This window comes from Bradyrhizobium sp. UFLA01-814 (assembly GCF_046718885.1).
In the GTDB taxonomy this organism is placed as follows: Bacteria; Pseudomonadota; Alphaproteobacteria; order Rhizobiales; family Xanthobacteraceae; genus Bradyrhizobium; species Bradyrhizobium elkanii.
Map to the genome: position 1 here is coordinate 1 of NZ_JAQOSR010000224.1, position 11,604 is coordinate 11,604.

At 63.8% G+C, this 11,604-nt stretch carries 11 protein-coding genes and 2 pseudogenes; 1 reads left to right on the top strand and 12 read right to left on the bottom strand.

Annotated elements, in window-relative coordinates; translation table 11 throughout:
- From PMN64_RS38800 to PMN64_RS38820, 5 genes and pseudogenes are all read right to left on the bottom strand, one after another.
- Positions 1–598, bottom strand: a pseudogene (locus PMN64_RS38800) (efflux transporter periplasmic adaptor subunit); the annotation flags it as partial.
- Positions 595–996 carry a FixH family protein gene (locus PMN64_RS38805; protein WP_411784569.1) on the bottom strand — a complete coding sequence of 134 codons (402 nt, stop codon included), beginning with the start codon at positions 994–996 and terminating at the stop codon, positions 595–597. The gene PMN64_RS38805 and the pseudogene PMN64_RS38800, both read right to left, overlap by 4 nt.
- 99 nt (positions 997–1,095) lie before the next feature.
- Positions 1,096–1,575: a hypothetical protein gene (locus PMN64_RS38810; protein WP_411784570.1), complete on the bottom strand. Its 480-nt coding sequence runs from the start codon at positions 1,573–1,575 to the stop codon at positions 1,096–1,098.
- Between the two features lie 89 nt (positions 1,576–1,664).
- Positions 1,665–3,842 (bottom strand): molybdopterin cofactor-binding domain-containing protein, encoded by a 2,178-nt coding sequence (locus tag PMN64_RS38815; protein ID WP_411784571.1) that lies wholly within the window; start codon positions 3,840–3,842, stop codon positions 1,665–1,667.
- Positions 3,843–3,845: 3 nt separating this feature from the next.
- Complete coding sequence (locus PMN64_RS38820; RefSeq protein WP_304495934.1) at positions 3,846–4,307, bottom strand: (2Fe-2S)-binding protein; 462 nt, start codon at positions 4,305–4,307, stop codon at positions 3,846–3,848.
- 183 nt (positions 4,308–4,490) lie between these two features.
- Here PMN64_RS38820 and PMN64_RS38825 point away from each other — a divergent pair, with 183 nt between their 5' ends.
- A complete protein-coding gene (locus PMN64_RS38825) occupies positions 4,491–5,372 on the top strand; it encodes a LysR substrate-binding domain-containing protein (protein WP_411784572.1) in 882 nt (293 codons plus the stop codon).
- Positions 5,373–5,415: 43 nt separating this feature from the next.
- Here PMN64_RS38825 and PMN64_RS38830 read toward each other — a convergent pair whose 3' ends face one another.
- The 7 genes and pseudogenes from PMN64_RS38830 to PMN64_RS38860 form a co-directional block, all read right to left on the bottom strand.
- Positions 5,416–5,853: a DUF5658 family protein gene (locus PMN64_RS38830; protein ID WP_304495936.1), complete on the bottom strand. Its 438-nt coding sequence runs from the start codon at positions 5,851–5,853 to the stop codon at positions 5,416–5,418.
- Between the two features lie 724 nt (positions 5,854–6,577).
- Entirely contained in the window at positions 6,578–7,486 is a 909-nt protein-coding gene (locus PMN64_RS38835) for a heme o synthase (RefSeq protein WP_411784573.1), read from the bottom strand.
- Positions 7,487–7,626: 140 nt separating this feature from the next.
- On the bottom strand, positions 7,627–8,034 hold the full coding sequence (locus tag PMN64_RS38840; RefSeq protein ID WP_028342669.1) for a cytochrome C oxidase subunit IV family protein: 408 nt from the start codon (positions 8,032–8,034) through the stop codon (positions 7,627–7,629).
- Between the two features lie 8 nt (positions 8,035–8,042).
- Positions 8,043–8,765 carry a heme-copper oxidase subunit III family protein gene (locus PMN64_RS38845; protein ID WP_028342670.1) on the bottom strand — a complete coding sequence of 241 codons (723 nt, stop codon included), beginning with the start codon at positions 8,763–8,765 and terminating at the stop codon, positions 8,043–8,045.
- 15 nt (positions 8,766–8,780) lie between these two features.
- The gene (locus PMN64_RS38850) at positions 8,781–9,485 is read right to left on the bottom strand and encodes a cytochrome c oxidase subunit 3 (RefSeq protein WP_411784574.1); all 705 of its coding nucleotides are present in this window, start codon (positions 9,483–9,485) and stop codon (positions 8,781–8,783) included.
- Positions 9,482–11,257, bottom strand: a complete 1,776-nt coding sequence (ctaD, locus tag PMN64_RS38855; RefSeq protein ID WP_028342672.1) for a cytochrome c oxidase subunit I — start codon at positions 11,255–11,257, stop codon at positions 9,482–9,484. The genes PMN64_RS38850 and ctaD overlap by 4 nt, the downstream gene beginning before the upstream one ends.
- A gap of 83 nt (positions 11,258–11,340) precedes the next feature.
- Positions 11,341–11,604, bottom strand: a pseudogene (locus PMN64_RS38860) (cytochrome-c oxidase); the annotation flags it as partial.

Below are 11,604 nucleotides of genomic sequence, written 5' to 3' on the forward strand. Positions count from 1 at the left end.
CTTTCTGCACATAGCTCTCGGCCCGCATCGCGATGACGGAGACGCGACGCTCGTCGAGCTGGATCGTGCCGGGAGCACGGACCAGCGTGCGGATGCGGCGCATCTGCGCGGCCTCGGACTTGACGCCGCTGCGCTGGATCCTGCCGGGCGACAGCGTGATCGAACCGTCGTCGCTGTCATCGCCGTCATAAACGGCGATGTAATCCATTCCCATGGAGTCCTTCTTCGGCACCGGCGAGGTGTCGGGAAGTCCCATCGGATTGCGATAATATTTCACCTGGCGCTCGCGCTTGGCGGCAGGCGCGCTCACCTCTGCCGATCGCTCCGGCTCGCCGGCAGCGGCCTCGTCATCCGCAAACACCGGCAGATAGTCGCGCCCGTCAGGCGTCTTCTTCGGTGTCGCCGAATAGAGCGACTTGCCGTCGGGATCGCGGTAGTAGATCGGCGCAGCAGTCTCCGCCGCCCGCGCGGCGGAGACGATGGCAGCGGTCACTGGCCGCGGCGGCAGGTCGCGGCCGATCCACGCGGCGCCTGCCGCTGCGGCGATCGCAGCGGCGGCGCCGGCCCATGTTAAGGGGCCGATTGCTCGGCGGCTCATTGCTCGGCCGTGACGACGAGCTTGTTCTCGACCGCGCCGGTCTCGCCCTGCACCTTGGCGCCGAGCGACAATTGCCAGCGGCCGGCCATGCCGAAGGTCGCCTTGAACCGGTAGGTGCCGGGCTCGGTGCCCGGCATCGGCGTCACCTTGGTGGCCATCTCCTGCATGCCGTCGGGCGCCATGTCGAGCCGGGTCGAGAAGATGACCGCGTCGGGCACGGCTTTCCCGCTCGCCTTGTCGACCAGCCGCACCGTGACGATGCGATCGGCACCCGCCTTGACCGTCGGCTGCACGAGCTGGAATTCGTAGTTCTTGATCTCGGCGTGGGCAGCCATGCCCGTCACGGCAACGCCGATCAGCGCGACGGCAGCGGCCCGCGCCAGGTGGAAAGACTTCATGGTGATGATCCTCGATACGTCTGATGAGCCGCGTGAGCGGCATGCAAAGGCACGCGCGCCATTTGCGCACGCGTCAGCGATCAGGCGCTTGCGCGCCCGTCAGACGTGGGTTCGAGGCGGATGGTCGGGAGGTTTGGCGCCGAGGCCGTCAAGCAGACGATCGTCATGGGCGGCGATCCGGCTCCGCAGCGGCTCGCGCTCGACCAGCGACGCTGTGCCGGCGGGCACCGGCAGCGAAACGCTCAGCATGCAGAGCGCGAGGAACGGGCAGTCGTCGCAACCCTTGCTTTTGCTCTGGTCCGGACAGCACGGCATGTCGTCGGCCATGGCCTGATCAGACATGGCTTGATCAGACATGGCTTGGTCGGACATCGCTTCGCCGGACATCGCTTGATCGGACCTGCCTTGATCCGACGACATGACGTGGTCCGACATGGCCGCGTGACCGGGCATCGCCTGCATCGCAGCGGCCGAGGCATCCGGCATCATCCGGGCAAATGCCGGCGCCACGGGCGCGAGCAACAGCCCGGCCGCGACCAGCAGCAGAATCCAGAGATTGGCGAGCCGCCTCAGATGCATGCCCGCTTCTCGCACGGATCTGTGCACGGCGCAAATCCGTCCGGCTTCACGATCGCGCCAGCACCCCGGCTGACATTTCCACCCGTGGCTTACGTCTGCTTCAACACCGCCGGATCGACCGGCATCTTGCGCAGCCGCTTGCCGGTCGCCGCGAAGATCGCGTTGCTGATCGCCGGCACGATGCCCGAGGTTCCGGTCTCGCCCATGCCGCCGGGCGGCTCGGTGCTCGGGACGATGTAGACCTCGATCGCCGGGGCCTGATCGATGCGCAGCATCTGGTAGCTGTCGAAATTGCTCTGCTCGACGCGGCCGTCCTTGAGCGTGATCTCGCCGTAGAGCGCCGCCGTGACGCCGAAATTGATGCCGCTCTGCAGTTGCGCCTGCACCGTGTCGGGATTGACCACGGTGCCGCAATCCATCGCGCAGACGACGCGGTGGACGCGGACCGAACCGTCCTTGGCCACCTCGACCTCGGCAACCTGCGCGAGGTAGCTGCCGAACACGAATTGCAGCGACACGCCGCGGCCGCGCCCGGCCGGCAGCTTCCCGCCCCAGCCGGCCTTGGCCGCCGCGAGCTCGAGCGCCGCCTTGGCGCGCGGCGACTTGGCGAGCAGCGCGCGGCGATAATCGACCGGATCCTGCTTCGCCGCCGCCGCCAGCTCGTCGATCACGCTTTCGGTGACGAACACGTTGTGGGAGGGCCCGACGCTGCGCCAGAACGCGGTCGGAATGCCCGGCGGTTCGACCCGGACATATTCGACGTGGAAGTTGGGAATGTCGTAGACGAGATCGATCGCGCCTTCCGTTGTGTCGGGATCGAGCCCGTTGCGGAACGCCGGCGGCGCCCATCGCGCCAGCACCGACGGGCCGGCAAAGCGGTTGTTCCAGGCGACCGGCTTGCCGGATGCATCGAGGCCGACCGAAATCCGGTCGCACCAGTAGGGCCGGTACATGTCGTGCTGGATGTCCTCCTCGCGGGTCCACACCAGCTTGACCGGCGCATCGACCTGCTTGGCGATCTGCACCGCGCGAATGACGCCATCGACCTCGAGCCTGCGGCCGAAGCCGCCGCCGAGCAGATGATTGTGCACCACCACCTTCTCGGGCGGCATGTTCAGCACCTTCGCGGCCACCGCCTGCGCGCGCGAGAGCGCCTGGCTGCCGACCCAGATCTCGCAGCCATCAGGGCGCACATGCACGGTGCAGTTCATCGGCTCCATCGTCGCATGGGCGAGGAACGGCAGCTGATAGGTCGCCTCGACTTTCGTCGCTGCGCCCGCCATGGCCTTGTCGGCGTCGCCGATATTTTGCGCGACCGTGCCCGGCTTGGTGGTGGCAGCTTCGAGCTCGCGTGCGATATCTGACGTGGCGAGCTTGGCGTGAGCCCCCTCGTCCCACTCGATCGTGAGCGCCGCCAGACCCTTCTTCGCCGCCCCCATGTGGTCGGCCACCACCGCGACGGCGTCGTCGAGCGTCACGATCTGTCGCACGCCCTTGACGGCTTTTGCAGCCGCATCATCGACGCGCTTCACCCGCCCGCCGAACACCGGCGACTGCGCCAGGGTCGCGACCTTCACCTCGGGCGGCCGTGCGTCGATGCCGTAGACCGCCGTGCCGTTGATCTTGGAGGGCGTATCGAGCCGCTTGGCCGGCGTGCCGATCAACTTGAACTCGGACGGCCTCTTCAGCGTGACATTCTCCGGCACCGGCATCTGCGCCGCGTCAGTCGCCAGTTCGCCGTAGCCCAGCTTGCGCCCGGAGGCCGCGTGATGCACCTCGCCGTTCTCGGCGCGGCATGTCCCCGGCTCGACGTTCCAGCGCTTCGCCGCGGCTGCGACCAGCATCGCTTTCGCGGTGGCGCCGGCTTTCCGCATCGGCTGCCAGGCGCCGCGCATCGCGTTCGAATTGCCGGTGGCCTGCACGCCGAGCAGCGAGTTGGCGTAGAGCTTGTCGCTCGGCGGCGCGTGCTCGAGCCGGACCTGCGTCAGGCCGATCTCGAGCTCCTCGGCGATCAGCATCGGGATCGAGGTATAGGTGCCCTGCCCCATCTCGACATAGGGCATGGTCAGCACGACCTTGCCGTCGCTACCAATCCGGACGAAGGCATTCGGCGCGAAGCCATCGGAGGCGGCCGCCTCGCTCTCGCGGCTCGCGAACGGCAGGCTCACGCTGAGCAGCAGACCGCCGCCCGCGATCGCGCCGGCGCGGAGGAAGTTGCGCCGCGACAGATCGGCGGCGCGCTCGGACAAATTGTCGATCAGCGTCATGGCTCAACCTCCCGACTGTGCGGCTTGCTTGATCGCTTCGCGAATGCGGACATAGGTGCCGCAGCGGCAGATGTTGCCCGACATCGCGTCGTCGATATCGGCATCCGTCGGCTTCGGCTTGCCCGCGAGCAGCGCGGAAGCCGACATGATCTGCCCGGACTGGCAGTAGCCGCATTGCGGCACCTCGTGCGCGAGCCAGGCGTCCTGGATCTTCTTGCCCGCCGGCGTTTTGCCGACCGCCTCGATGGTCGTGATCTTGGAGTCGCCGATGCTGTCGATCGTCGTGATGCAGGAGCGCACCGCGCTGTCATCGAGATGCACCGTGCAGGCGCCGCACAGCGCCATGCCGCAGCCGAACTTGGTGCCAGTCATGCCGAGCACGTCGCGCAGCACCCAGAGCAGCGGCGTGTCGCCATCGGCATCGACCTGATGACTGGTCCCATTGATCGTGATCTGGAAAGGCATCCTGACACTCCTGTCCTGGTTCGAGGCCCCGCGCGGTCCGCGCCCCTCCGGGCGCGACCGGCCACATTCCAAAGCAATCGCACGCATCATCGCGCCGATTGCTCACTTATGGTAATAAATACAATTCCAGCGCGCTATAAGCGGCGCTTTGATCTGCAGTGAAATAACTATTGGTTTATAATCATGGATCGACTGACCAGCATGTCCGTGTTCGCCCGCGTCGCCGATCTCGGCTCCTTCACCGCGGCGGCCAAGGAGCTGCGGATGTCGCCGACCATGATCGGCAAGCATATCCGTTTTCTCGAGGACCGGCTCGGCTCGCAATTGATCAACCGGTCGACCCGGCGGCAGGGCCTCACCGAGCTCGGCCGCAGCTATCTCGATCACTGCAGGCAGTTGCTGGAACAGGCCGAGGCCGGCGATGCGCTGGTCGAGGAGGCCCTGAGCGCACCGCGCGGCAAGCTGCGCGTGGCGACCTCGGTCGCCTTCGGGTCGTACAGCCTGGCGCCCGCGCTGGTCCGCTTCATGAAGAGATATCCGGACGTCTCGGTCGACCTCATCCTCAGCGACAGGATGGTCGACCTGCTCGAGGAAGGGCTGGACGCGGCGATCCGGGTCGGCACGCTGACCGACTCCACCATGATGTCGCGCTCGCTGTCGCCCTATACCGGCGTGGTTTGCGCCGCGCCGAGCTATCTCGCCGAACGCGGCACGCCGACCCATCCGGCGGATCTCGCCCGCCATGAATGCCTGCGCTACCCCGGCTGGTCGGACGGGCAGCGATGGACCTTCTCCGGGCCTGAGGGCGAAGTACATGTCGATGTCGCGAGCCGCCTCTTCATCAACAGCGCGTTCGGCATCCGCTATGCGGCGCTTGCCGGCGCCGGCATCGTGCTGATGCGCGACGAACTGCTTGCCGACGATATCGCCGCGGGACGGCTGCAGGTCCTGCTGCCGAACTACACGACGCGGGCCCGCGCGCGCCAGATCCTGTGGCCGAAGCACCGCAAGATGACGCCGAAGCTCCGCGCGCTGATCGACTTCATCGTGGAGACGTATGGGTGAGACAGATCGATCCTTCGGTTCACGTTCGAAACGTGAATCGAGGTTAGTTCGTGCCTGCTATGATGAGAAGATTATTGAGTACGGGCGTGGAGCAAAACGCCACCACTATCGCGATATTGTAAGGGTTGTTGCTGCGCCACAGCAGCCACATCATGAAATAGGTCAAACCGAGCTTCGGGATAAGCCACCAGGGGCCGAGCCATGTCTGAGCGACATGCATGAACGGGTTCAACTCGCCGAGGCCGAGATTCAGGATCGTGTTGGTGGTGTAGAGATCGGCGATGCCAAGAAGCAGGACGGACAGCACGAGGAGCGTCTTGGCCAGGTAACGCGGCCCCAGAATGATCTCGTAGGCAAATGCGACGCCCTGCGGGACGTTCCGCTTGAACCACGACTGCGCGGCGTCATTGGTCGCGAAAACCTTCAGATGCTCCGGCTCGCCAACGGGCTTGCTTGTGTCGGTATAGACCCAGACTTTCATTCGATTGCTCAAATAGCTCTTTTCAAATCATAAAAAGTATCATCTGCCGAGATGGTCATCTCGGGAGACCAAGGTAGCTCTGCCGTCGCCGTAAGGATGATTCCGGAGAGTGGCGTTGCGTTGGCCTCGAGGTGCCGCTTCAGGGCGGTTCAATCGTTGCGGCGCTTCAGGTCCAAGCGTCCGATGCGTTCATCAATCCGTCGATTTAGTTTCTCGTCCCGCAATGAATTCTTCCTAAACAGCCCGCCATGCAGCCGATAGGCAAGAAGGAGCAGGACAATAGCAGTGCCCCCGAGATAGTAGGACCAGTCCATTCTTGAACCGCGCCTGGTTGCTGCAATGGGCGAAGCTTAGGGCGAGCTTGTCCTACTTGTCCAACGCTATCCTGTGCGCCGCATCTGTCCGTGCCCGAATGGATTGGCCTGATTTATGCTTGGAAACGGCCACATACGGAGGAAGCGCGATGAGGCGGGACCTTTTGGTGATCTACGGCGGAATGCTGGCCACTGGCGCTATCGCCTGGATCTTGTTGGGCAACCCGGCGAGCGTGCCACGTATGCACGGGCCCCAGACGATGTCTACCGATCAAGACTTGAGACTCGTCTCCCAGCGAAGTCCATATATGCGGGACGAGCGCTAGGGCCGTCCCCGGCGGGTGCCTCGCGAAATTCAATCACCGAGTTGCCCGACGAGGCAAGGCGGCCGTTGATTCGAACGCGCCCAGTCAGCGGGACTGAGCATAGGGTGCAGCATTCATCAGCAGCACCCCGAAGAGCAGGACCAGATAGAGCATCGAAAACACGAACAGGCGACGAGCGGGCCGCCTTTCCTTGTCGTGGCTCCGGCGTACCTGCCATGCGAGAAAAATCATGATCGCTCCCAGCGTCGCCGCAGCCGCGCCGTAGACGGCTCCCGCAAACCCCAGTGCACAAGGCAGCAGCGAGGTCGAAGCCAGAAGCACGCTGTAGAGAAGAATCTGGCGCTTTGTTTCGGTCCTGCCGGCCACGACCGGCAACATCGGCACGCCGGCGCGGGCATACTCTCCAGCAAGATTGAGCGACAGTGCCCAGAAGTGGGGTGGCGTCCAAAGGAAGATGATCAGAAACAGGATGAGCGGCTCGAGCCCGACATATCCTGTGACCGCAACCCAGCCGATCACCGGAGGGAGCGCTCCGGCGGCACCGCCAATGACGATATTCTGCGGGGTTCGGCGCTTAAGCCACATCGTGTAGACGACGACGTAGAAGAAGATCGTGAAGGCCAGCAGCGCAGCGGCGGCCATGTTCAGCAAGGCGCCGAGGGCGAGGACCGCGCACGAGCCGAGCATCAATCCGAAGACCAATGCTTCCGGGCGCGATACGCGACCGCTGGGAATTGGACGGATGGCGGTACGCGCCATCAGCGCATCGATGTCGGCGTCGTACCACATATTGAGCGCAGCTGCGGCGCCGGCGCCCGCAGCAATGCAAAGAAGAGCAGCGAGCCCGGTGAAGGGCTCGATGCCGCCTGGTGCGACCATGAGACCAACCAGTGCGGTAAAGACGACCAGCGACATCACGCGCGGTTTCGTCAGTGCGACGTAGTCTCCGATGTTGGCATAGCTCCGGCGACGAATTGAACGATTGATTTGCACGAGATTAATTCCTCGTCAGTTCGAAAAAGCCATCGGCTGAAGGCCCTCTTCGCAGGGTGCCGCAAGAAGCGGCGAGGCCTCCGCCTTCAGGATGCCTTGCCTCCTCCAGCATGACCCATGTGGTCATGGCCGTCGCATTTCTAGCTTGCTGGCGCGAAGAACATGACCCGAAGCAGATGCGTATAGTCGGATTCGAACACCATGATCCCTACAAAAACCAGCACCAGCACCGGCGGCAACAGGATGGCGTAGGCCAACGCCAACCGCTCCCAGGCCATGTGCATGAACACGGCGACGATCAGGCCGGCCTTCAGCACCATGAACAGCAGGATCAGCGACCACCGCAGGTGGCCATGGATGCCAAAATAGTCGACGAGATAGGAGCAGGTGCTGAGCACGAACAGCCATCCCCAGACCACCAGATAGAGCTTGATCGGGTGCTGCTGGCCCTCTGCATGCGCGGCGCCCGATGCCACCGCACCATGCACATAGGTGTGTAGCGCATGCTGTGCTGCCTGCCCTTCCACATGTACCGCTGCTTCTGTCATGCGCGACCTCACCAGAGATAAAAGAAGGCAAAGATGAACACCCAGACCAGATCGACGAAATGCCAGTACAGGCCCATGATTTCGACGATCTCGTAGTAGCCCTTGCGGCTCGTGAAAAAGCCGCGCCGCTCGACGTCGAAGTCTCCCCGCCAAACCTTTCGCGCGATGGCGATCAGGAAGATCACACCGATGGTCACGTGGGTGCCGTGGAAGCCGGTGATCATGAAGAAGGAAGCGCCAAATTGCGGTGCGCCCCACGGGTTGCCCCAGGGGCGCACGCCCTCCATGATCAGCTTGGTCCATTCGAAAGCCTGCATTCCGACGAACGTCGCGCCAAATGCCGCGGTGACCAGCATCAAGGCTGCCGTTTTGACGCGATCCCGGCGGTAACCGAAGTTGACGGCCATCGCCATCGTCCCGCTGCTGCTGATCAGGACGAAGGTCATGATCGCGATCAGGATGAGCGGGATGTGCTGGCCGCCGATGTTGAGCGCGAAGACTTCGCTGGGATTGGGCCACGGCACAGTCGTCGACATTCGCGCCGTCATGTACGACAGCAGGAAGCAGCTGAAGATGAAGGTGTCGCTCAGAAGGAAGATCCACATCATGGCCTTCCCCCAGGACACGTTCTTGAACGCGCGCTGGTCCGAGGCCCAGTCGGCGGCGATGCCGCGCAATCCGGGTATCGTCCCGGGCAGCGCCTTGGGGGTTGCGAGTGTGGTTTCTGTCATCGCTTCCTGCCCTCGCTAGGTGAGCAACTGGCGACAGATGTCGACGAAATTGTCGGTCCAGCCCGTCAGCAGACCGAGCAGCACCAGCCAGACCAGCAACAGGAAATGCCAGTAGATGGTACAAAGCTCGACGCTCAGGCGCATCTGCGTCATCGGCGCGCCGCGCCACAGTTTTACGGTCGCCCTGCCGAGCGCCACCAGGCCGCCGGTCACGTGCAGCCCGTGGAGCGCGGTGATCAGATAGAAGAAGGAATTGGCCGGATTCGACGCCATGACATAGCCGGCGATGCTGAGCTGCCGCCACACCACGAGCTGCCCGATCAGGAACATCACGGCCGATGCAGCGCCGACCAACAGGCCCGCGATCAAGCCTTCATGGTCGTCGTGGCGCGCGGCCATCAGCGCCCATTGCAGCGCCACGCTGCTGATGACGAGGACGCCGGTGTTGAACCACACCAGCCTCGGCAGCGGCAGCTCGCGCCAGTCCACCATGGTGGTGCGCATCGAGTAGGCGCTGATCAGGAGCGCGAACAGCGAGCCGACCACCGCGAGAAAAACACCGAGGCCGATTTTCGCCGCCGGCACCGAAGAGCCGCGATCGCCGCGAAGATCGACGGCAATGCCCTGCTCCAGCCACGGCTTGGCGGCCAGCCGTTGCTGCGAGAGCCACCATCCCGCGATCGCTGCAATCGTAGCAATGAACAGGACGATGGCACTCACGGATGGGCCCCCTGGGCCAGCACCTTGGCCGGCGGTTCATTCTGCGGGATGAAGTCCCTGGCGGCACCGGGCACGCTGTAATCATAGGCCCAGCGATACACGACGGGGAGCTCCTTGCCCCAGTTGCCGTGCCCCGGCGGGGTCTCCGGCGTCTGCCATTCCAGCGAGGTGGCACCCCAGGGATTGCCGCCCGCCTCTTTTCCCTTGAACAGGCTCCAGACCAGATTGAACAGGAAGACGAGCTGGGCGAAGCCGACAATCAGCGCCGCCACGCTCATGAACGCGTTGAGGTCATGGGCGGAGGCCGGGACGAAGGACGTGTCGCCGATGTCGTGATAGCGGCGCGGCATCCCGAGCAGGCCGAGATAGTGCATCGGGAAGAACACCGCATAGGCCCCGACGAACGTCACCCAGAAGTGGAAGCGTCCGAGCGCATCATTGAGCATCCGCCCGGTGACCTTCGGATACCAGTGATAGATCCCGCCGAACACGGCCATGATCGGCGCAATCCCCATCACCATGTGGAAGTGCGCGACGACGAACATCGTATCGGACAGCGGAACGTCGACGACAACGTTGCCGAGGAACAGCCCTGTCAAGCCGCCATTGACGAAGGTGACGATGAAGCCGAGCGCAAACAGCATCGGCACCGTGAGATGGATGTCGCCGCGCCAAAGGGTCAGCACCCAGTTGTAGACCTTGATCGCGGTCGGGACCGCGATGATGAGCGTCGTGGTGGCGAAGAAGAACCCGAAATACGGGTGCATGCCGCTGACATACATGTGGTGCGCCCACACGACGAAGCTCAGCGCCCCGATCGCCACGATCGCCCAGACCATCATGCGATAGCCGAAGATGTTCTTGCGCGCGTGCGTACTGATCAGATCCGAGATGATGCCGAACGCCGGCAGCGCGACGATGTAGACTTCGGGGTGGCCGAAGAACCAGAACAAATGCTGGAACAGGATCGGGCTGCCGCCGCCATACTTGGTCAACTGGCCCATCTCGACCAGTGTCGGCATGAAGAAGCTGGTTCCAAGGAGGCGGTCCAGCAGCAGCATCACCGAGGCCACGAACAGCGCCGGGAACGCCAGCAGCGCCATCACGGTGGCGGTGAAGATCCCCCACACCGTCAGGGGCATGCGCATCAAGGTCATGCCGCGTGTGCGGGCCTGCAACACCGTGACCACGTAATTGAGCCCGCCCATCGTGAAGCCGATGATGAACAGGATCAGCGAGGCCAGCATGAGAACGATGCCCCAGTCCTGCCCGGGGGTACCGGAGAGAATCGCCTGGGGCGGATAAAGCGTCCAGCCGGCGCCGGTCGGTCCGCCCGGCACGAAGAACGTCGCGGCCAGCACCAGCACCGCGAGCAGGTAGACCCAATAGCTCAGCATGTTCACGTAGGGGAAGACCATGTCCCGCGCGCCGACCATCAGCGGGATGAGGTAGTTGCCGAAGCCGCCGAGGAACAACGCCGTGAGCAGGTAGATCACCATGATCATGCCGTGCATGGTGATGAACTGAAGGTACTGATTGGCATCGATAAAGGAGAATGTGCCGGGAAATCCCAGTTGCAGCCGCATCATCCACGACAGCACCAGCGCAACCATTCCGATCGACATCGCCGTGATCGAGTACTGGACAGCGATCACCTTGGCGTCTTGCGAAAAGACGTACCTCGTCCACCAGCTGTGCGGATGATAGAGCTCGACCTCAGCGACTTCGGCGGGCGGGATGCCTGCGACCTGATCAAACGGGATATCGACCATCGGAATACCCTCCTTGGTCTTCCGCTCAGCGACGAGTTCACTTCATATCCGGCCGAACATCCGGCGGATCCTCGTCGGCATGTTCATTCGCTGCCAGTCTTGTACGCGGCCTTCGCGACGTTGCGCTGGCCGGACAAGGCGGCGAACGTGTGCTGCTTGTCCAGCCACGCGTGATATTCCTTCTCTTCTTCCACGACGACCTTGCTGCGCATCTGTGCGTGCGCGGCACCGCAAAGCTCCGCGCAGAGGACGTCGAAGGTTCCGGTCCGGGTCGGCGTGAGCCAGTAGTAGGTCACCGAGCCAGGGATCATATCCATCTTCGCCCGGAACTCGGGCACGTAGAAATC